The 19,913-nt window shown below is 73.4% G+C and carries 19 protein-coding genes; 11 read left to right on the forward strand and 8 right to left on the reverse strand.

Translation table 11 applies throughout. The features are described from left to right. Positions 1-28 precede the first annotated feature (28 nt). Positions 29-1,522 (reverse strand): MFS transporter, encoded by a 1,494-nt coding sequence (locus OO62_RS16685; RefSeq protein ID WP_033268205.1) that lies wholly within the window; start codon positions 1,520-1,522, stop codon positions 29-31. Continuing rightward, on the reverse strand, positions 1,519-1,950 hold the full coding sequence (locus tag OO62_RS16690) for a MarR family winged helix-turn-helix transcriptional regulator (RefSeq protein ID WP_033268206.1): 432 nt from the start codon (positions 1,948-1,950) through the stop codon (positions 1,519-1,521). The genes OO62_RS16685 and OO62_RS16690 overlap by 4 nt, the downstream gene beginning before the upstream one ends. Positions 1,951-2,155: 205 nt before the next feature. On the opposite strand from OO62_RS16690, the gene OO62_RS16695 reads away from it, so the two are divergent. Then, positions 2,156-2,998, forward strand: a complete 843-nt coding sequence (locus OO62_RS16695) for a nitrilase-related carbon-nitrogen hydrolase (protein ID WP_033268207.1) — start codon at positions 2,156-2,158, stop codon at positions 2,996-2,998. Next, positions 2,995-4,317 (forward strand): aspartate aminotransferase family protein, encoded by a 1,323-nt coding sequence (locus OO62_RS16700; RefSeq protein WP_033268208.1) that lies wholly within the window; start codon positions 2,995-2,997, stop codon positions 4,315-4,317. The genes OO62_RS16695 and OO62_RS16700 overlap by 4 nt, the downstream gene beginning before the upstream one ends. A 78-nt stretch (positions 4,318-4,395) precedes the next feature. On the opposite strand, the gene OO62_RS16705 is transcribed toward OO62_RS16700, so the two are convergent. Further along, complete coding sequence (locus OO62_RS16705) at positions 4,396-5,277, reverse strand: ABC transporter substrate-binding protein (protein ID WP_033268209.1); 882 nt, start codon at positions 5,275-5,277, stop codon at positions 4,396-4,398. A 288-nt stretch (positions 5,278-5,565) separates the two neighbouring features. On the opposite strand from OO62_RS16705, the gene hydA reads away from it, so the two are divergent. The 3 genes from hydA to OO62_RS16720 all read left to right on the forward strand — a co-directional run bounded on the left by hydA (position 5,566) and on the right by OO62_RS16720 (position 9,661). Further along, entirely contained in the window at positions 5,566-6,975 is a 1,410-nt protein-coding gene (gene hydA / locus OO62_RS16710) for a dihydropyrimidinase (protein ID WP_033268210.1), read from the forward strand. 77 nt (positions 6,976-7,052) lie between these two features. Then, on the forward strand, positions 7,053-8,054 hold the full coding sequence (locus tag OO62_RS16715) for a TIGR03842 family LLM class F420-dependent oxidoreductase (RefSeq protein ID WP_033268211.1): 1,002 nt from the start codon (positions 7,053-7,055) through the stop codon (positions 8,052-8,054). Positions 8,055-8,101: 47 nt separating this feature from the next. Next, on the forward strand, positions 8,102-9,661 hold the full coding sequence (locus OO62_RS16720) for an NCS1 family nucleobase:cation symporter-1 (protein ID WP_033268212.1): 1,560 nt from the start codon (positions 8,102-8,104) through the stop codon (positions 9,659-9,661). Here OO62_RS16720 and lplAB read toward each other — a convergent pair. Together lplAB and OO62_RS16730 are read right to left on the reverse strand one after the other, a co-directional pair. Beyond that, positions 9,627-10,694, reverse strand: a complete 1,068-nt coding sequence (gene lplAB, locus OO62_RS16725; RefSeq protein ID WP_033268328.1) for a lipoate-protein ligase LplAB — start codon at positions 10,692-10,694, stop codon at positions 9,627-9,629. The genes OO62_RS16720 and lplAB overlap by 35 nt on opposite strands. Before the next feature lie 38 nt (positions 10,695-10,732). Then, positions 10,733-11,497 (reverse strand): SIR2 family NAD-dependent protein deacylase, encoded by a 765-nt coding sequence (locus OO62_RS16730; protein ID WP_033268213.1) that lies wholly within the window; start codon positions 11,495-11,497, stop codon positions 10,733-10,735. A 322-nt stretch (positions 11,498-11,819) separates the two neighbouring features. Between OO62_RS16730 and OO62_RS16735 the strand changes: the two genes are divergently transcribed. The 5 genes from OO62_RS16735 to OO62_RS16755 all read left to right on the forward strand — a co-directional run bounded on the left by OO62_RS16735 (position 11,820) and on the right by OO62_RS16755 (position 17,512). Continuing rightward, positions 11,820-13,667 carry a gamma-glutamyltransferase family protein gene (locus tag OO62_RS16735; protein ID WP_033268214.1) on the forward strand — a complete coding sequence of 616 codons (1,848 nt, stop codon included), beginning with the start codon at positions 11,820-11,822 and terminating at the stop codon, positions 13,665-13,667. 232 nt (positions 13,668-13,899) lie between these two features. Next, positions 13,900-14,733 carry an inositol monophosphatase family protein gene (locus tag OO62_RS16740; protein ID WP_033268215.1) on the forward strand — a complete coding sequence of 278 codons (834 nt, stop codon included), beginning with the start codon at positions 13,900-13,902 and terminating at the stop codon, positions 14,731-14,733. A gap of 40 nt (positions 14,734-14,773) precedes the next feature. After that, entirely contained in the window at positions 14,774-16,195 is a 1,422-nt protein-coding gene (locus tag OO62_RS16745; RefSeq protein WP_051733331.1) for a phytoene desaturase family protein, read from the forward strand. Between the two features lie 21 nt (positions 16,196-16,216). Then, the gene (locus tag OO62_RS16750) at positions 16,217-16,738 is read left to right on the forward strand and encodes an O-acetyl-ADP-ribose deacetylase (protein ID WP_033268217.1); all 522 of its coding nucleotides are present in this window, start codon (positions 16,217-16,219) and stop codon (positions 16,736-16,738) included. A 117-nt stretch (positions 16,739-16,855) separates the two neighbouring features. Continuing rightward, positions 16,856-17,512 carry a class I SAM-dependent methyltransferase gene (locus tag OO62_RS16755; RefSeq protein WP_033268218.1) on the forward strand — a complete coding sequence of 219 codons (657 nt, stop codon included), beginning with the start codon at positions 16,856-16,858 and terminating at the stop codon, positions 17,510-17,512. A 323-nt stretch (positions 17,513-17,835) separates the two neighbouring features. Here the strand turns inward: OO62_RS16755 and OO62_RS16760 are convergent, their stop codons facing one another. Further along, positions 17,836-18,402, reverse strand: a complete 567-nt coding sequence (locus tag OO62_RS16760) for a rhodanese-like domain-containing protein (RefSeq protein WP_033268219.1) — start codon at positions 18,400-18,402, stop codon at positions 17,836-17,838. Positions 18,403-18,481: 79 nt separating this feature from the next. Here OO62_RS16760 and OO62_RS16765 point away from each other — a divergent pair, with 79 nt between their 5' ends. Beyond that, positions 18,482-18,763: a metal-sensitive transcriptional regulator gene (locus tag OO62_RS16765; RefSeq protein WP_033268220.1), complete on the forward strand. Its 282-nt coding sequence runs from the start codon at positions 18,482-18,484 to the stop codon at positions 18,761-18,763. A 31-nt stretch (positions 18,764-18,794) separates the two neighbouring features. Here the strand turns inward: OO62_RS16765 and OO62_RS16770 are convergent, their stop codons facing one another. Further along, complete coding sequence (locus tag OO62_RS16770; RefSeq protein WP_033268221.1) at positions 18,795-19,547, reverse strand: sulfite exporter TauE/SafE family protein; 753 nt, start codon at positions 19,545-19,547, stop codon at positions 18,795-18,797. After that, the gene (locus tag OO62_RS16775; RefSeq protein ID WP_033268222.1) at positions 19,544-19,906 is read right to left on the reverse strand and encodes a rhodanese-like domain-containing protein; all 363 of its coding nucleotides are present in this window, start codon (positions 19,904-19,906) and stop codon (positions 19,544-19,546) included. Before OO62_RS16775 ends, OO62_RS16770 begins: the two co-directional genes overlap by 4 nt. Positions 19,907-19,913 lie beyond the last annotated feature (7 nt).

A 19,913-nucleotide genomic window follows, 5' to 3' on the forward strand; every position in this document is an offset into this window, starting at 1 on the left:
TGTGTGGTGGTGACGGGAGGTCGGGCGCTCACGGTGCTCTGCGGGCGCGCAAGGTGCGGTCGGCGAGGGTCAGGGCGAGCAGCAGCAGGCCCAGCACGACACCGATCAGGGCGATCCGGTGCAGCCCCGGGTCCGCGGCCCGCTGCCCGTACAGCAGCCCGATCAGCCCGGAGGCGGTGATCGCGCCGAGGTACTGGGCGGTGCGCTGGAGTCCGGCGGCCGCGCCCACGCCGTCGGGCGGGGCCTGGACGAAGACGGCGGCCTGATTGCCGGTGGAGGCCAGCCCCTGGGGGACGCCGAAGAGTGCCGCGGCGCACAGCAGCGCGAACAGCGGGCTGGTGCCCTGAAGCAGCAGGAAGACCCCGCTGCCGGCGGCGAGACAGGCCGCGGCGACGGTCAGCGGGGCGCGGATGCCCTTCGTCCGCGCCCCGGCGAGCGAGCAGAAGGCGGCCGCACCGGACATCGGCAGCATGATCAGGCCGGCGTGGAAGGACGAGTAGCCGTGCGCCTCCTCCAGCCACTGGCTGAAGCCGTAGAGCACGCAGTAGATGACCAGGTAGGTCAGGCCCTGCCGCAGGTAGGTGAGGACCAGCGCGCGGTTGCCGGCCAGCATCCGCAGATCGAGGAACGGCTCCGGGCGGCGCAGTTGCCACCACACCAGGACCGCGGTGAGTGCGGCGGTCGGCGCCAGCAGCACCCACTGCGGCTCGTGCAGCCGCAGCAGGAAGAACATCGCGCAGGTCAGTGCGGCCGCGAAGAGCCCGATGCCGAGCGGGTCGAGGGAGCCGGGCGCGGGCGCGGGGCGTCCGGCCGCCCGGCGGGTCCGTCGGCCGGTCCCGGCGTCGCTCGGCCCGCCGGTCGCCGCGGCGGCCTTCCGGTCCGCCGGGAGCCAGGCCAGCGCGCCGGCGAGGGCGAGCAGCGACAGCGGGAGGTTGACCGCGAACACCGCCCGCCAGCCCGCGGTCGCGGTCAGCAGGCCGCCGAGCGACGGGCCGAGGGCGGCGCTGGCCAGCGCGGCGAGGGAGAGCCGGCCGAGCACGCGCCGGGGCGTGGGCAGCCCCAGCCGCCGCGACTCGGCCCGCAGGACCGCCATCGCCGCGGGGTAGGCGGCCGCGGTGCCGATGCCGAGGACGACCCGGGAGACGATCAGCAGGGTGAAGGTCGGTGCCAGCGCGCCGATCAGCCCGGCGGCGCAGACGGCCAGCGCACCGGCGACGAAGACCCGGCGCGGGCCGACGCGGTCGGCGAGCCGTCCCATGAAGGGCTGGCCCACCGCGCTCGCGAGGTACAGCGCGGAGATCAGCCAGGCGGTATCCGCGGCGCCGACGTGGAAGTCGCGGCCGATCGCCACCAGGCTGGTGGCGATCATCGTCGAGTTGACCGGGTTGAGCAGCGAGCCGAGCAGCAGCGGCGTCATCAGCCGGGCGCCGAAGGCCCGGTCGGTGCCCGCGGGCTCTCCGGGACGGCCCGGCACGGCGCCCGTCCTGGCCGGACCCGCCGGTGCGGCGGAGGGGTCGGTCATTCCTGCGTCAGCCGCCGTATCAGCCCGGCAGCGGCCTCCAGGGTCCGCTGTTCCTCCGGGGTGAGCCGCTCGGCGATGGCCACCGCGAGCCAGTTCTGCTTGGCCTGCCGGATCTCGGCGAGCATCCGGCGGCCCTCGTCGGTGAGCGAGAAGACCACTTGGCGGCCGTCCGTCGGATGCGGGCTGCGGGAGAGGATCCCGCGCTCCTCCAGCGCGCCGACGGTCAGCCGCATGGACTGCGGGCGCACCAGCTCGGCGCGGGCCAGCGCGGCGATGGTGGCCGGCCCGTCGGTCTCGATCCGGGAGATCGCCGAGCGCTGGGACGCGGTGAGCTCGGCGCGCGGCGACGTGGCGCGCAGCTGTCGCATGAGCTGCGAGACGGTCGCGCGCAGATCGGTCGCCAGGCGTTCCTGGTCCTTTTCCGGCATATCTCCACCCTAGAAGAACGACAGGCAAACTTGCAAGTTTGCCTGTCGTGATTTCCGGGATGTCGCGGTGCTTCCCGGGGCGCGCCACGGGAGAGATGGTCTTGCCACGGTGCGTAGCGAGGCTTACGGTCACCTCCACACGCGTAGATCGCGCTGGGGATCCCCGCGTGCGCCGCAGGCTGACGCATCGACAAAGGAGCAGCTCATGGCCGATGTTGTGCGTGCCGCACTGGTTCAGGCGACCTGGACCGGCGACACCGAATCGATGATCGCGAAGCACGAGGAGTACGCCAGAGCGGCGGCCGCGCAGGGCGCGAAGGTGATCGGTTTCCAGGAGGTCTTCAACGCTCCGTACTTCTGCCAGGTGCAGGAGCCGGAGCACTACCGCTGGGCCGAGCCGGTCCCCGACGGCCCGACCGTACGGCGGATGCAGGACCTCGCCCGGGAGACCGGCATGGTCATCGTCGTCCCGGTCTTCGAGGTCGAGCAGTCCGGCTTCTACTACAACACCGCGGCCGTGATCGACGCCGACGGCACGGTCCTGGGCAGCTACCGCAAGCACCACATCCCGCAGGTCAAGGGCTTCTGGGAGAAGTACTACTTCAAGCCCGGCAACGCCGGCTGGCCGGTCTTCGACACCGCGGTGGGCAAGGTGGGCGTCTACATCTGCTACGACCGCCACTTCCCGGAGGGCTGGCGGCAGTTGGGCCTCAACGGCGCCCAGCTCGTCTACAACCCCTCGGCCACCTCCCGCGGCCTGTCCGCCTATCTCTGGCAGCTGGAGCAGCCCGCGGCCGCGGTCGCCAACGAGTACTTCATCGCGGCGATCAACCGGGTCGGCGTGGAGGAGTACGGCGACAACGACTTCTACGGGACCAGCTACTTCGTCGATCCGCGCGGGCAGTTCGTCGGCGGGGTCGCCAGCGACTCCAAGGAGGAACTGGTCGTCCGTGACCTGGACTTCGGCCTGATCGACGAGGTCCGCCAGCAGTGGGCGTTCTACCGCGACCGCCGCCCCGACGCCTACGACGGGCTGGTGCAGCCGTGACCCACGTCCCCCATGAACCGCCGACCCTGCACGCCCGCCACCAGGCCGTACTGCCCTCCTGGCTCAGCCTCTACTACGAGCGGCCGCTCGAACTCACCCACGGCGAGGGCCGGTACGTCTGGGACGCCGAGGGCAACCGCTACCTCGACTTCTTCGGCGGCATCCTCACCACCATGACGGCCCACGCGCTGCCCGAGGTGACCAAGGCCGTCAGCGAACAGGCCGGCCGCATCCTGCACACCTCGACGCTCTATCTCTCCCGCCCCATGGTCGAGCTGGCCGAGCGGATCGCGGCGCTCTCCGGCATCCCCGACGCCCGGGTCTTCTTCACCACCTCCGGCACCGAGGCCAACGACACGGCCCTGCTGCTGGCCACCACGCACCGCCGCTCCAACCAGATCCTGGCGATGCGCAACAGCTACCACGGACGCTCCTTCTCCACCGTCGGCATCACCGGCAACCAGAGCTGGTCGCCGACCAGCCTCTCGCCCCTCCAGACGCTCTACGTCCACGGCGGGGTGCGCAGTCGCGGCCCGTACGCGGAGCTGAGCGACCGGGACTTCATCGCGGCCTGCGTCGCCGACCTGGAGGACATGCTCCAGCAGACCGCCGGCGGGGTCGCCGCGCTGATCGCCGAACCGGTCCAGGGCGTCGGCGGCTTCACCGCACCGCCCGACGGCCTCTACGCCGCCTTCCGCGAGGTGCTCGCCCGGCACGGCATCCTGTGGATCAGCGACGAGGTGCAGACCGGCTGGGGCCGTACCGGCGACCACTTCTGGGGCTGGCAGGCGCACGCCGACAACGGCCCGCCCGACCTGCTCACCTTCGCCAAGGGCATCGGCAACGGCATGTCCGTCGGCGGGGTGGTGGCCCGCGCCGAGGTGATGAACTCGCTCACCGCGAACTCCATCTCCACCTTCGGTGGCAGCCCGGTCACCATGGCCGCCGGCCTGGCCAACCTCAACCACCTGCTCGAACACGACCTCCAGGGCAACGCCAGGCGGGTCGGCGGGCTGCTCATCGAGCGGCTGCGGGCGGTCACGGCCGGCCTCGACCTGGTGCGCGAAGTCCGCGGCCGGGGCCTGATGATCGGCCTCGAACTGGTCCGCCCCGGCACCGACGAGCCCTCACCGGAGGCCGCCTCGCTCGTCCTGGAAGCGGCCCGGGAGCGCGGCCTGCTGATCGGCAAGGGCGGGCAGGGCGGCGCCTCGCTGCGCATCGCGCCCCCGATGTCGCTGACCGTCGCGGAGGCCGAGGAGGGCGCCGGCCTGCTCGCCGACGCGCTCCGTACGGCGCAGGGCACGCTGGCCGGGACGTAGCGCGGACACCGCACGGAAGCGGTGAGCGGGGGCGGGGCGGCCGGTGCCGTTCCGCCGCCACCCACCCGTGGCGCGGGCCTACGCCCCCGCCGCCTCCCGGACCGTGTCCGCGACCAGGGTGAAGAACCGGGTGTGCGCACGCCGGCTGCAGGACGCCTCCGGGTTCCAGGGCAGCAGCCGGGCCCGCGCCTCGATCGCCCGCCAGTGCTCGTCGGCCCGGAGGCTCTCGGGGCGGGCGGCGTTGGCCCGTACGTCCATCAGGACGATGTCGGGGGACAGTTCCGCGGCCTCCGCCCAGCCGACCGTGGACCAGTTCACCCCGGCGCCCGCCGCCGGATCCACCAGGCCGACGCCGTGCTCGGCCAGCGCCCGCAGATCGGGCCAGGAACCGGGCCGGGCGAGGTGGACCCGGTCGGGCCCGGCGGGGGACAGCGCCAGCACCCGGGGCCCCGGCGCACCCCCGGTCGCCTGCCGCAGGGCGTCCTCCGCGGCGTCCAACTCCCGTGCGGCACCGAGCGGTTCGCCCCGGCCCAGCGAGCCGGCCAGCGCCGCGAACCGCTCGCGCACCTCGGCCAGGCTGCGTCCCGGGCCCACCGCGACGGTGGCCACCGGCACATGCGCCTCCACCTCCAGCGCGGTCTTCTGCTCCAGCCCGTAGACCTGCTCGCCGTCATAGGTCACCGCCACCACCAGGTCCGGCTCGGCCGCCAGCAGGGTGTCCGGGTGCAGCGTGGTGCCCGAACCGAGGTACTCGATCTCCGCGAGCGGCAGGTCACCGCCCTTGGCGGGGTCGGGAGCGGCCGCGTCGTGCTGGGACCCGAAGATCCCCACCGGGCGTATGCCGTGGTCCCACAGCGTCGCCCCGGCCTGTATGTACGCGACGATCCGTGCCGGCCGTGCCCCGGCCACCACCAGGCGCCCCCGGTCGTCGGAGAACTCCCACGGCGTGTTCTGCTCCATGACCTGCCGCCTTCCGTGTGCCGCGCGTCGTCCGTCCTGATGAAGCGGCGCCGGCGAGGATTGCCCGTCCGCGTCGGCGGATATCTGCCCATCCCGCCACCCCCGCACCCCTCCGGGGCCGCGCCCGCGTTGAACCGGGCGACTGATCGTCGGCGCAACACGATCGTCGGCCCCGATTAACCGTCACGGTATTGCCACGGTGGGTGACATGCTTCTACGGTGTCCACTTCTCGACCGGAATCTACGGGTGTAGACCAGCTGTGACGTGGCGTCAGGTAGGGAGCTGTGATGGTGAGCCGTACGGTCGTCCAGGGCGGACTGGTGATCACCGCCGCCGATGAGATGCACGCCGATGTCCTGGTGGAGGACGGCCGGGTCGCCGCGCTCGCCGCGCACGGCAGTCCCACCGCCGACGGCTGGCGGGAGTCCGCGGACCGCGTCCTGGACGCCACCGGGAAGTACGTCATCCCGGGCGGCGTCGACGCCCACACCCACCTGGACTTCCCCTTCGGCGGGACGTTCTCCTCCGACAACTTCGAGACCGGTACCCGCGCCGCGGCCTGGGGCGGCACCACCACCATCGTCGACTTCGCGGTGCAGTCCCGCGGCAAGTCGCTGCGCGCCGGACTCGACACCTGGCACGCCAAGTCCGACGCCCAGTGCGCCGTCGACTACGCGTTCCACATGATCCTCTCGGACGTCAACGAGCACACCCTCAAGGAGATGGACCTCCTGGTGGCCGAGGGCGTCACCTCCTTCAAGCTGTTCACCGCCTACCCCGGGGTCTTCTACAGCGACGACGGGCAGATCCTGCGGGCGATGCAGCGCTCCGCCGACAACGGCGGCCTGGTGATGATGCACGCCGAGAACGGCATCGCCATCGACGTGCTGGTCGAACAGGCACTGGCGGAGGGCCGGACCGACCCGCGCTACCACGGCGAGGTCCGCCACGTGCTGCTGGAGGCCGAGGCCACCCACCGCACCATCCAGCTCGCCCGGGTCGCCGGCGCCCCGCTCTATGTCGTCCACGTCTCGGCCGAGGAGGCCGTCGCCGAGATCGCCCAGGCCCGCGACAAGGGGCTGAACGTCTTCGGCGAGACCTGCCCGCAGTACCTGTTCCTGTCCACCGACAACCTCGCCGAACCGGACTTCGAGGGCGCCAAGTACGTCTGCTCCACGCCGCTGCGGCCCCGCGAGCACCAGGCCGCGCTGTGGCGCGGACTGCGCACCAACGACCTCCAGGTCGTCTCCACCGACCACTGCCCCTTCTGCTTCCAGGGGCAGAAGGAGCTCGGCCGCGGCGACTTCTCCAAGATCCCCAACGGGATGCCCGGCATCGAGAACCGGATGGACCTGCTCCATCAAGGCGTCGTGGAGGGCCGGATCAGCCGCCGGCGCTGGATCGAGATCGCCTGCGCCTCCCCGGCCCGGATGTTCGGCCTCTACCCGAAGAAGGGCACCCTCGCCCCCGGCTCCGACGCCGATCTCGTCATCTACGACCCGGCCGCCCGGCAGACCGTCTCCGCCGAGACCCACCACATGAACGTCGACTACTCGGCGTACGAGGGGAAAACCCTCACCGGACAGGTCGAAACGGTGCTCTCGCGCGGTGAACTCGTCATCGACCGGCGGACGTTCACCGGTCGCGCGGGACACGGCCAGTACATCCCGCGCGGCACCTGTCAGTACCTCGTCTAGGGGCCCGGCCCCGCCCGGGGATCCCGCCGGATCTCTTCCCAGGACCCGTTCCAGCACCTCTTTTAAGGAGCGCCGCCGTGGACTTCGGAGTTGTCCTGCAGGCCGACCCGCCCTCCTCCGCCGTCGTGTCCCTGATGCGCCGCGCCGAACGCAACGGCTTCCGCTACGGCTGGACCTTCGACTCGACCGTCCTGTGGCAGGAGCCGTTCGTCCTCTACAGCCGCATCCTGGAACACACCGACCGCCTGATCGTCGGCCCGATGGTCACCAACCCCTCCACCCGCGCCCCCGAAGTCACCGCTTCCACCTTCGCCACCCTCAACGAGATGTACGGCAACCGCACCGTCTGCGGCATCGGGCGCGGCGACTCCGCGATGCGGGTGGCCGGGCGGCCGCCGAACACCCTGGCCCGGCTCGGCGAGGCGATCGGCGCCATCCGCGAGCTGGCCGAGGGGCGGGAGGCGTACGTCGGCGACCACCGGATCAAGATCCCCTGGATCAGGAACGGCAAGCTCCCGGTGTGGATGGCGGCTTACGGGCCCAAGGCCCTCGCCATGGCCGGCGAGCTGGCGGACGGCTTCATCCTCCAGCTGGCCGACCCCTTCCTCACCGAGTGGATGATCAAGGCCGTACGGCAGGCCGCCACGGACGCCGGCCGCGACCCGGCCGACGTCACGATCTGCGTCGCCGCACCCGCCTACGTCGGCGACGACCTCGACCACGCCCGCGAGCAGTGCCGCTGGTTCGGCGGCATGGTCGGCAACCACGTCGCCGACCTCGTCGCACGCTACGGCGAGCACTCCGGCATGGTGCCGGACGAGCTGACCGCGTACATCGCCTCCCGGGAGGGCTACGACTACGCCCACCACGGCCGCTCGGGCAACCCCGACGCCGGCTTCGTGTCGGACGCGGTCATCGACCGCTTCTGTCTGCTCGGCCCGGCCGCCGCCCACATCGAGAAGCTGCGCCGGCTCAAGGAACTGGGTGTGGACCAGTTCGCGCTCTACGCCATGCACGACGCCAAGGAATCCACCATCGACGCCTACGGAGCAGAGATCATCCCCGCGTTCGCCGACTGAGCGGGCCCCGGGAGACCGGCGGCCCGACCCGGACGAAAGGCCCCCGCATGCCCGCGACCTCCCCACCCGTGCCGCCGGAACTCCCCATATCCACCCCGCCGGACCAGCTGACCGCCCCCGACGGCCGGGTCGAACCGGCGCCCGGCGCCATCCCGTCCCACGGCCGCTACGTCAACGCCGACCTGCGCCCCGTACCGCTCGCCGAACGCCGCTGGACCACCTACAACTTCACCGCCCTGTGGGTCGGCATGGCCCACAACATCCCCTCCTGGACGCTCGCTTCGGGCCTGGTCGCGCTCGGCATGGACTGGCGGCAGGCGGTGCTGACCATCGCGCTGGCGAACCTCGTCGTCCTCGTCCCGATGCTGCTCACCGGCCACGCCGGGCCCAAGTACGGCATCCCCTTCCCGGTCCTGGCCCGGGCCTCCTTCGGGGTGCGCGGCGCCAACCTCCCCGCGCTGGTGCGTGCCGCCGTCGCCTGCTGCTGGTTCGGCATCCAGACCTGGATCGGCGGCCAGGGCATCTACATCCTGCTCGGCAAGATCCTCGGTGGTGACTGGGCCCGGGCCACGGCCGTCGCCGGCTACCCCTGGACCCTGTGGCTGTGCTTCCTGGTCTTCTGGGCCGCCGAACTCGCCCTGATCCACCGGGGGATGGAGACCCTGCGCCGCTTCGAGAACTGGGCCGCCCCGTTCGTCCTCGTCGGCGCGGTGGCGCTGCTCGTCTGGGTGGCGGTCAAGGCGGGCGGGTTCGGTCCGCTGCTGGACCAGCCGAGCGCCCTGGGCTGGGGTGCGGACTTCTGGCCGGTCTTCTTCCCCTCCCTAATGGGCATGATCGGCTTCTGGGCCACGCTCTCCCTCAACATCCCCGACTTCACCCGCTTCGGCGCCGGCCAGCGCGCCCAGGTCTGGGGCCAGTCGCTGGGCCTGCCGACCACCATGACGGCCTTCGCCCTGCTGTCCGTCCTGGTCACCTCCGGCTCACAGGCGGTCTACGGCGCCCCGATCTGGGACCCGGTCGCCCTCGCCGGCAAGGCCGACAACGTCTTCGGCCTGCTCTTCGCGCTGGTCACGGTGCTGATCGCGACCATCTCCGTGAACATCGCCGCCAATGTCGTCTCCCCGGCCTACGACCTCGCCCACCTCGCCCCCCGGTTCATCAGCTTCCGCACGGGCGCGCTCATCACGGGCGTGGTCGGCGTGCTCGTCTTCCCGTGGAAGCTCACCGCCACCCCCGAGCTGTACATCTTCACCTGGCTCGGGGTCGTCGGCGGGCTGCTGGGGACGGTGGCCGGCATCCTCATCGCCGACTACTGGATCGTCCGCCGTACCGTCCTCGACCTCGCCGCCCTCTACCGTCCCGGCGGCCGCTACTGGTACACGGCCGGCTGGAACTGGCGGGCGGTGACCGCGTTCGCCGTCGGGGGCCTGCTCGCCGTCGGCGGCTCGTACTCGCACCCCGGGAAGGGCCCCTTCCCCGCCGACGGCCTGATCCCTTTCCTCAAGCCGCTGGCCGACTACGGCTGGGCGGTCGGCCTCGGTGCCGCACTGGCGCTCTACGCGCTGCTGATGGCTACGGCACGCGGGCCAGCCACTGCGCGGAGCTGAACTTGCCCGCGGCCAGCTCCCGGGCCCGCGCCAGCTCCTGCTCGGTGACCTCGCCCCGCGTGCCGCCGTAGCGGGCCCGGAAGGAGGCGATCATCCGCTCGATGACCTCGGCACGCGGCAGCCCGGTCTGCCGCCGCAGCGGGTCCACCCGCTTCCGCGCGCTGCCGATGCCCTTGTCGGACAGCTTCTCCCGCCCGATCCGCAGCACCTCGACCATCTTCCCGGCATCGATGTCGTACGACATCGTCACGTGGTGCAGCACCGCCCCGCCGCCCGCCACCAGGCGCTTCTGCGCCGCCCCGGCGATCTTCCCGGCGTCCGTCGCGATGTCGTTGAGCGGCTTGTACCAGGCCCGGATCCCCATGTCGCCCAGCGCGCCCAGCACCCAGTCGTCGAGGTAGGCGTAGCTCTCCGCGAAGCTGAGCCCCTGCACCAGGGACTGCGGGACGCACAGCGAGTACGTGATGGTGTTCCCGGGCTCCACGAACATCGCCCCGCCCCCGCTGATCCGCCGTACGACGGTCACGCCGTGCCGCGCGGCGGCGCGCTCGTCGACCTCGTTGCGCAGCGACTGGAAGCTGCCGATGATCACCGCGGGACGGTCCCACTCCCACACCCGCAGCGTCGGCGGCCGCCGCCCCGCCGCCACCTCGCCGGTCAGCACCTCGTCCAACGCCATGTGCAGCGCCGGCGGTTGCGGTCCCTCGTGCACGATCTGCCAGTCGAAGTCGGTCCACTCCGCGGCGTCCGCCACGGCGCGGCGGACCGCGATGCCCACCGCCTCGCTGCTGAACCCGAACAGCACCGCACCGGCCGGCAGGGCCGCGTCGATCCGGGCCGCCAGGGCCCGTGCGTCGGTGTCCGCCGACGCCCCCTCCAGCGCCCCGTTGATGGCGTCCAGTGCCTCGTCCGGCTCCAGGAAGAAGTCCCCGGCGACCCGTACGCCGCGCAGCGCCCCGTCCACCACGTCCAGGTCCACGACCACGAGCTTGCCGCCCGGCACCTTGTACTCGCCGTGGTGGTTGCCCCGCACGCCGTTCTCCTCTTCGTTCCGCACGGGTCAAGCCTGCCTCATGCCGGCTGCGCGAGCCGCGCCAGCAGCGGGGGCAGCGCACTGCCGATCGGCTCGCGGATCACCTCGGCGGCGAGCGCGTCGTACGGGGTCGGATCGGCGTTGACGATGATCAGCCGCGCCCCGTGTTCGGCCGCCACCCCCGCGAGCGAGGCGGCCGGCTGCACCTGAAGCGTCGTCCCGACGGCCAGGAAGACCTCCGCCGCCTTGGCCACGCCCAGCGCCGTGCCCAGCACCTCCGGGTCCAGCCGCTCGCCGAACATCACCGTCGCCGACTTCAGGATGCCGCCGCACACCAGACACGCCGGATCGGGCTCGCCCGCGGCCACCCGGTCCAGTGCCTCCCGCATCGACGACCGGGCGTGGCAGCGGGTGCAGGTGACCGCCCGGACGGTGCCGTGCAGCTCCAGCACCTTGCGCTCGGGCACCCCGGCGAGCTGGTGCAGCCCGTCGACGTTCTGCGTGATCACCCGCACCGGCGTCCCCGACCGCTCCAACGCGGCCACCGCCTCGTGCGCCGCGTTCGGCTGCGCCCGGAACGCCGGGCTCTCCTGCCGCATCCGCCACGACCGCCGCCTGATCTCCGGGTCGGCCATGTACGCGTCGTACGTCACCAGCTTCTCGGCCTCCGGATCCCGCCGCCACAGTCCGTTCGGGCCGCGGTAGTCGGGGATGCCGGAGTCGGTGGAGATTCCGGCGCCGGTGAGGAGGGCGACGAGCGGACGGCGGGCGGGCTGGTCGTGCGGGACGTCGGTGCCGGTCATGGAGCGAGCGTACGCAGCACGCCGCCCGCCGTCCTGCGAGTTTCGGGCGCCGGCCGGGGTGAGCCGGGTGAGGTCGTGCAGGCGACGCCGGCGGTGAGGGCGACGGCGAGCGCCGGCCGGCCGGCGGCAGGGGGCAACTTCCCCGGTCCCGCGTGTGGTTGGGGTGCCGCGCGGCACGGGACCGTCCCGGCGGATGCCGGACGGCGCGCGGGAGGGTGTGCGGTGCACGGCCGTGGGGGGAGAGTACGGAGGGAACGCGTCCGTTGAGCGTTCAAACGCCCGCTCGTAGTCCAGCCGCCCGGCAGCAGATGAGGAGCCGCCCGTGTTCACCACCCGCCCCACTCTCCAAGGCACCTTCGGGATGGCCTCCACCACGCACTGGCTGGCGTCCCAGTCGGCGATGGCGGTGCTGGAGGACGGTGGCAACGCCTACGACGCGGCGGCGGCCGGCTTCGTGCTGCACGTCGTCGAGCCGCACCTGAACGGGCCGGCGGGCGAGGTGCCGATCCTCCTGGCCCCGGCGGACGGGCCGGTGCGGGTGCTGTGCGGCCAGGGCCCGGCGCCGGCCGGTGCGAGCGTGGCGCACTACACCTCGCTGGGCCTGGACCTGGTGCCCGGCACCGGGCCGCTCGCCGCCGCGGTCCCCGGGGCCTTCGACGCCTGGATGCTGCTGCTGCGCGACCACGGCAGCAAGTCGCTCGCCGAGGTGCTGCGGTACGCCGTCGGCTACGCCGAGCACGGCCACCCCGCCGTCGAGCGGATCGGCGAGACCGTCGAGACGGTCCGGGAACTCTTCGAGACGGAGTGGACCTCCTCCGCCGAGCTCTACCTCCCCGGTGGCCGGTCCGTCGCCCCCGGCGGGCTGCTCAGGAACCGGCCGCTGGCGGCCACCTGGCGGCGGCTGATCACGGAGGCGGAGGCCGCGGCGGCCGGACGTGAGGCCCAGATCGACGCCGCCCGCCGCATCTGGCGCGAGGGCTTCATCGGCGAGGCGCTCGCCGCCTTCGCCGCCCGCCCGGCCCTGGACACCTCGGGCGAGCGCCACGCCGGGACCCTCACCGGCGACGACCTGGCGGCCTTCGCCGCCACGTACGAGGAGCCGGTCACCCACGACTGGAACGGCTGGACCGTCGCCAAGGCGGGCGGCTGGTCCCAGGGCCCCGTCTTCCTCCAGCAACTCGCCCTCCTCCCCGGCGAGTTGCCCGCCTACGGCAGTCCCGAGTACGTGCATCTGCTCATCGAGGGCAGCAAGCTCGCGATGGCCGACCGCGAGGCGTGGTACGGGGACGCCGCCGAGGTGCCGCTCGACGCCCTGCTGAGCGCGGAGTACAACGCCGGGCGGCGGGCACTCATCGGCGAGCGGGCCTCGTACGAGCTGCGGCCCGGCAGCCCGGACGGCCGCGCCCCGCGGCTGGGCAAGCACGCGTCGGCGGTCGCGGCCGGTGAGGGCGGCGTCGACCCGCTGGGCGGGCCCGGCAGCGGCGCGGGCGAGCCGACCGTCGCACGCGGGGTGCCCGGGGGCGTGCCGGCGGACGTGGCGCCCGAGGTGGACCGGCGGGGTGCCACGCGGGGCGACACCTGCCACCTCGACGTCGTCGACCGCTGGGGGAACCTGGTCTCCGCCACCCCCTCCGGCGGCTGGCTGCAGTCCAACCCGGTCGTCCCGGCCCTCGGCTTCCCGCTCGGCACCCGGCTGCAGATGGCCTGGCTGGAGGAGGGCCTGCCCAACTCGCTCACGCCCGGACGCCGCCCCCGCACCACCCTCACGCCGTCCCTCGCGCTGCGCGGCGGCGTCCCCGTCATGGCCTTCGGCACGCCGGGCGGCGACCAGCAGGACCAGTGGCAGGTGCACTTCTTCCTGGCGGTGGCGCTGCGCGGGGCGGTCCGCGGCGGCCTCGACCTCCAGGGCGCCGTCGACGCGCCGAACTGGCACCACGACTCCTTCCCCGGTTCCTTCTTCCCGCGCGGGATGCGGCCGGGCGGCGTGACGGTGGAGTCACGGATCGGGGAGCGGACCGTCGAGGACCTGCGGCGGCGCGGCCACCTGGTCACGGTGGGTGACGCCTGGTCCGAGGGGCGGCTGTGCGCGGTGGCGCGGGACCCGGAGACCGGGGTGCTGTCGGCGGCGGCCAATCCGCGGGGGATGCAGGGGTACGCCGTGGGGCGCTGAGGCCCGTACGCGAGGGGCCACGGACGGGCGGCGGGGCCACTACGGCGCGGCGGAGCGCGGGCCGGCCGCCGGCGCCGCCGGCTCGCCGCCCCGCGCGGTGCCCTCGGCGGCATCCGGAGTTCACCTGGAGTCCAGCTGCCGTGTCAGTGGCTCGTGGTTCGATGGACGCATGATCGAAGCACTTCGTACCCAAGATTCGGGAGATACCGCGAACCTCACCGAAGCACCCCCGATGACCCTCTCGCCGGACCTGTCCGAGCTGGACCTGGCCGCCGTCGAGGCCGCCGTCCGCCGGGCCGCGGCCGACGAGATCATGCCGCGCTTCCGGCAGCTCGCCGCCGAGGACATCGTCGAGAAGAACGGCCCGCACGACCTCGTCACCATCGCCGACCGCCGCGCCGAGGAACACCTCACCGCCGCGCTGACGGCCCTGCTGCCCGGCTCCCGGGTGGTCGGTGAGGAGGCGGTGCACGCCGACGCCGGCGTGCTGGAGGCCCTGCGCGGCGACGCCCCCGTATGGATCGTCGACCCGGTCGACGGCACCCGCCAGTTCGTGCACGGCGACCCCGGCTTCGCCACGCTCGTCGCGCTCGCCCACCGCGGCGAGGTGCTGGCCTCCTGGACGTACGCCCCGGCGCTCGGCCTGATGGCGATCGCCCGCCGCGGCGCCGGCGCCGAACTCAACGGAATACCGCTGCGAACCGGCAGCCCGGCGGCGGACGCGGTCCTCGACGTCGCCACGTCCCACCACGACTTCACCGACGACGACCAGAAGCGGGTGCTGGCCGCCCTGGACACCGGCGGCGTCGCACCGCGGCCCTGCGGCTCGGCGGGCCTGGAATACCTCCACATAGCCCGCGGCGAGCTGGACGCCACGGCCTTCAGCTGGGAGAACGCCTGGGATCACGCCGCCGGGCTGCTGCTCGTCCACGAGGCGGGCGGCGCGAGCGGCACGGTCGCGGGGCAGCCGTTCCGCATCGAGGGCGGCAATGCGCTGCCCTTCACGGCGGCGCGTGACGCCGAAACCGCGCGGCGTATCCTCGGACTGCTGGCAGCCGCCAACTGATCCTCACGGATGAGGGTCGGACGTGAGGGGAGTGGCGCAGGTGCCGAGGATGCTCGATGCCGTGGTGATCGGGGCGGGACCCAACGGCCTGACGGCGGCCGTCGAACTGGCCCGCCGCGGCATGTCCGTGGAGGTCTTCGAGGCCAAGGACACCATCGGCGGCGGCGCCCGTACCGAGGAGCTGACCCTCCCCGGTTTCCGGCACGACCCCTGCTCGGCGGTGCACCCGACGGGCGTGGGCTCGCCGGCCTTCGCCAGGATGCCGCTGGAGCGGTACGGGCTGGAGTGGCTGCACCCCGACCTGCCGATGGCGCACCCCTTCCCGGACGGCACGGCCGCCGTGCTCGGACACACCGTCGGTGAGACCGCGATGTCCCTGGGCCCGCGTGACGCCGGCGCGTACCGGCGGCTGCTCGCGCCGTTCATCGGCCGGTGGGACAGCATGGCGCACGACTTCCTGCGCACCCAGTGGCTGGGCCCGCCCAGCGACCCGCTGACCTACGCCCGCTTCGGCCTGCTCGCGGCGCAGCCCGTCACCCTCCTCAACCGCCGCTTCCAGGACGAGAAGGCCCGCGGTCTGCTGGCCGGTCTCGCGGCGCACGCCATCGCCCCGCTCGGCGGCCTCGGCACCTCCGGCATCGCCCTGATGTTCGCGCTCGCCGCGCACGCCAAGGGCTGGCCGGTGGCGCGCGGCGGCTCCCAGGCCATCGCCGACGCGCTCGCCGGTCTGCTGCGTGCCCACGGCGGCGCGGTGCACACCGACTTCGAGGTCAAGCGCCTGGACGACCTGCCGCCGGCCCGGGCGTACGTCTTCGACACCTCCCCGACGGCGCTGGCCCGGATCGCGGGCCTGGGCAACGCCTACCGCGACGTCGTCTACGGCCCCGCCGTCTTCAAGATCGACTACGCGATGTCCGGGCCGGTGCCGTGGACCGCCGAGCCGGCCCGGCGCGCCGGCACCGTCCACATCGGCCCCACCAGTGGCGAGATCGGCGCCGCCCTGGACGCCGCCACGCACGGCCGGGCCCCGTCCGTCCCGTTCCTGATCACCGCTCAGCCCAGCCTGATCGACCGCACCCGCGCCCCCGAGGGCAAGCACACCTTCTGGGCGTACGGCCACGTCCCCAACGGCTGGGAGGGCGACGCGACCGACGCCATCGAGCGGCAGATCGAGCGCTTCGCCCCCGGCTTCCGCGATCTCGTGCTGGCCCGCGCCGTCGCCGGCCCGCCCCAACTCGCGGCCCGCAACGCCAATTACGTCGGCGGCGACACCGCCACCGGCTCCGCGGCCGGCCTGCGCCTGCTCATCCGGCCGAAGCTCACCCGCGTCCCGTACGAAACCGCCCACCCCGCCGTGTTCCTCTGCTCCCAGGCGACCCCGCCCGGTCCCGGCGTCCACGGCATGTCGGGCCATTACGCCGCCAAGGCGGTGTGGCGCCGCCTGCGCGCGAACCGCCGCTGAAACGCCCTAGGCTCGAGCACCATGAGCACCCAGCGCCCCTCCGTCACCCTCGTCCAGGGCGACATCACCGAACAGGCCGTGGACGCCGTGGTCAACGCCGCCAACTCCTCGCTGCTCGGCGGCGGGGGAGTGGACGGCGCGATCCACCGGCGCGGCGGCCCGGAGATCCTGGCCGAGTGCCGCGCCCTGCGCGCCTCCCGGTACGGCCGCGGCCTGCCCACCGGCCAGGCCGTCGCCACCACCGCCGGCCGACTGCCCGCCCGCTGGGTCATCCACACGGTCGGGCCGGTCTTCGCCCGCAACGAGGACCGCTCCGAGCTCCTCGCCTCCTGCTATCGGGAGTCGCTCCGCGTCGCCGACGAACTGGGCGCCCGGACGGTGGCGTTCCCCGCCATCTCCACCGGCATCTACGGCTGGCCCATGGACGACGGCGCCCGCATCGCCGTCGAGACGGTCCGTACGACGGACACCGCCGTGGAGGAGGTCCGCTTCGTGCTCTTCGACGCACAGGCATACGACGCGTTCGCGACCCGGGTGCACTGACCGACCCGTCACCCCGCACGCGCATGACCGCTCATCCAACCGAGGCGTCTACCCAACGCACCCAGCCGTTCGGCCACGGCGCTGACCCGGTCCCCAGGATCTTGATGGGATGACGGTATGACGACACTGCCACACCGCCTCCTCCACGCACTTGACCGGTTCAACGCCGCCCACCCTTGGGACCACAACGCCCACTACCACCCCTGGATCCTGCGGCAGCTCCCCCGGCGTTTCGACCGTGCCCTGGACGTCGGCTCCGGCAGCGGCGACCTGGCCAGACTCCTGGCCACGCGCGCCGGCACGGTGCACGGCGTCGACTCCGACCCGAAGATCACCGCCCGGGCGCAGGAGCTGACCCCTCCGGCAACCCCCGTCACCTTCACGACCGCAGACGCGCTGACCGGGATCCCCGCCGACACCTACGACGTCATCACCTGTGTCGCCACGATCCACCATCTGCCGTTCACCCAGGCGCTCACCGTCTTCCGCCGGCACCTGGCGCCCGGAGGAACCCTGGTGATCCTCGGCCTGTCGCACCCGACGACTCCCGGCGACCACCTGCTCGCAGCCGCGGCCGCCCCACTCAACGCCGCCACGGGCTGGCTCAAGAACAAGGGCCGCGCAGCACCTCGTCCGCTCTCGATGACGGCGGCGACCCGGCCGGCCGACATGGCCTTTCCCGACATCGTCCGCGAGGCCCATGCCGTCCTGCCCGGCGCCCAACTGCGCCGCCGGCTGTTCTGGCGCTACACGCTCGTATGGCACCACCGTTGAACCGACGAAGCGGTGCACGGTGTGCTCGGCCGTCGTGGACAGCAACGCCGTGGGGGCTCTGGGATTCTCGCCGTCCCTCACCACTGAGCTGACGGGACCAGGGCTCAACTCCCGTGCGGCATACCGGAAGAGAGCACAGGGCGGACAGGAGGAGCCGGCGGCGTGCTGTGGACCCCTGCTGCCTGGACGTCGCCGTCGCCCGGCTGCGGTCCCGGCCCGCCGGAGCGCGCGAGTACGACGTCCTGGACGAGGAGGTGGCCCGGCTCTCCCCGCGCGTCATGGAACGTGAACTGCCGGGACGCCGTGCGTCGTGCCGGTCGGTGTCAGCCGGCCAGGGTGGCGAGAGTGGCGTCGAGGTCGGTGGGCTCGGTCCGGTTGTGGGGGAGTTTGGCGAGGACCTTGGCCATGCCGCAGGTGTCGGTGAGGGCGGAGAAGACCAGGCCGCCGGCGACGCCCGCGGACAGCCAGCGGGCGGCGGGCCGGCGTCGGCCGGTGAGCAGGCCGGCCAGGACGAGGGAGCCGGCGGCGAGGCGGACCTGGCGTTCCATCGCCCAGGCGGCGCGGGTGCCGGCGGGGCGGTGGACGTCGTGGCCGAGTTGTGTCCAGGCGGTGGTGCCGCCGGTCAGGCTGGCGGCGGCGATACCGTGCCCGGCCAGGCGCTCACGGGCCTGGCCGGAGCGGGCGCCGGAGGCGCACACGAGGAGGAGGCCGCCGCGGCCGGCGGCACTCCTCAGGGCGGGCAGGGCAGCGTCGAGGTGGTCCAGGGGGATGTTGTGGGCGCCGGGCAGATGGCCGGCGGCGTACTCGCCGGGGGTGCGCACGTCGATGACGATCAGCTCGGCGAGGCGAGCGTGGGCCTGGTCGGCGGTGAGGGAGGTGGTGAGTGCCACGGGGACTTTCCTTTGCTCTTCATGAGTTACCCCCTTCGATAGGATACCCAAGGGGGTATCCGACGAGGGAGTGTGCGCGGTGGAATTGACGATGGCGGCCGAGGAACTGAAGACGGTGGTCAACCGGCTGCGCAGGGCGCAGGGCCAGATCGCCGGTGTGATCAAGATGATCGAGGAGGGGCGTGACTGCGAGGACGTGGTCACCCAGCTCGCGGCTGCCTCCCGGGCCTTGGACAAGGCGGGTTTCGCGATCATCGCCACCGGTCTGCAGCGTTGCCTGACCGATGCGGACATGGCCGCGCCGGAGGACCGGGAGCAGATGCGCGCCCGTCTGGAGAAGCTGTTCCTCTCGCTGGCCTGAGCTGCCGGTGCTGCCGGCCCAGCCGCTCGGCTCAGGCGAAGGCGTCGACGAGCATGAAGGCGGCGACGGCCAGCAGTACGAGCGCGAAGGTGCGCTTCAGCAGGGTGCCGGTGACCTTGGCGGCCAGGCGCTTGCCGTCCCAGGCGCCGAGGATCGCGGCCCCGGTGAAGGGGGCGATCACCGCCCAGTCGGCGCCGGCCGTCGTGGCGCCGCGGGTGGCGAGCGAGGCGAGCGAGTTCGCCGAGATGACCAGCAGGCTGGTGCCGACGGCGGCCTGCATCTCGAACGCCAGCACCGTGACCAGGGCAGGGACGGCGAGGAAGCCCCCGCCGACCCCGAGCAGTCCGGTCAGCGCCCCCAGTCCCGCACCGGCCCGGGCCGCCCGGGCCGGGCGCACCGCCCGCTGCGGGTGCCCGGCCGCCGCGCGGGCGGGGCGGAGCATGCGCGCCGCGGCCAGCGCGGCCACGGCGGCGAAGGCGGCCGTCAGCAGGGCCTGCGGCAGGTGCGCCGCCGCGGCGCCCGCCACCGCGGCCGGCACCAGTCCGGCCGCCGCGAACAGCATCCCCGCCTTCCAGCGCACGTTCCCGGCCCGGGCGTGGGCGTACAGGGCGGTCAGCGAGGTGGCGGTGACGATGACCAGGCTCGCGGTGGTGGCCGCCGCGGGGGCGAAGCCGAGCAGGTAGATCAGCGCGGGCACGGCCAGCACGCTGCCGCCCCCGCCGAGCGCGCCGAGCGCGAGCCCGACCACGGCGCCGGCGACCAGGGCCAGGATCAGCACGCTCACGTTGTGCCACCGCTGGTGCCGCGGCCCCCGGTGACCGGCAGGCCCGCACGGGCCCAGGCGGTCATCCCGCCGACGACGTCGCCGGCCTCCACACCGCGGGCGGCGAGGATGCCGGTGGCTGTGCGGGAGCGGTTCCCGGAGCGGCAGACGGTGACCACCGGCCTGCCCTGTACGGCCTCGGGAAGCGCCGCCCCGGCCCTCAGGCGGCTCAGCGGCAGGTGCAGCGCACCGGGCGCGTGCCCGGCCTGCCACTCCGGTGTTTCGCGGACATCAAGCAGGACCGCCTGCCCGTCACGGGTCTGCCGGTGGGCCTGCTGCGGGGTGAGGCGGGCAGGGCCGCGGCGCAGAAGCGAGAACATCGTTTGA

The sequence above is a fragment of the Streptomyces lydicus genome, assembly GCF_000717345.1.
GTDB lineage: Bacteria > Actinomycetota > Actinomycetes > Streptomycetales > Streptomycetaceae > Streptomyces > Streptomyces lydicus.

Excerpts from the sequence above, each read along its gene's own strand:
- OO62_RS16685 (WP_033268205.1), bottom strand. The coding sequence starts at position 1,522 with ATGACCGACCCCTCCGCCGCACCGGCGGGTCCGGCCAGGACGGGCGCC.
- OO62_RS16690 (WP_033268206.1), bottom strand. The coding sequence starts at position 1,950 with ATGCCGGAAAAGGACCAGGAACGCCTGGCGACCGATCTGCGCGCGACC.
- OO62_RS16695 (WP_033268207.1), top strand. The coding sequence starts at position 2,156 with ATGGCCGATGTTGTGCGTGCCGCACTGGTTCAGGCGACCTGGACCGGC.
- OO62_RS16705 (WP_033268209.1), bottom strand. The coding sequence starts at position 5,277 with ATGGAGCAGAACACGCCGTGGGAGTTCTCCGACGACCGGGGGCGCCTG.
- hydA (WP_033268210.1), top strand. The coding sequence starts at position 5,566 with ATGGTGAGCCGTACGGTCGTCCAGGGCGGACTGGTGATCACCGCCGCC.
- OO62_RS16720 (WP_033268212.1), top strand. The coding sequence starts at position 8,102 with ATGCCCGCGACCTCCCCACCCGTGCCGCCGGAACTCCCCATATCCACC.
- OO62_RS16730 (WP_033268213.1), bottom strand. The coding sequence starts at position 11,497 with ATGACCGGCACCGACGTCCCGCACGACCAGCCCGCCCGCCGTCCGCTC.
- OO62_RS16740 (WP_033268215.1), top strand. The coding sequence starts at position 13,900 with ATGACCCTCTCGCCGGACCTGTCCGAGCTGGACCTGGCCGCCGTCGAG.
- OO62_RS16750 (WP_033268217.1), top strand. The coding sequence starts at position 16,217 with ATGAGCACCCAGCGCCCCTCCGTCACCCTCGTCCAGGGCGACATCACC.
- OO62_RS16755 (WP_033268218.1), top strand. The coding sequence starts at position 16,856 with ATGACGACACTGCCACACCGCCTCCTCCACGCACTTGACCGGTTCAAC.
- OO62_RS16775 (WP_033268222.1), bottom strand. The coding sequence starts at position 19,906 with ATGTTCTCGCTTCTGCGCCGCGGCCCTGCCCGCCTCACCCCGCAGCAG.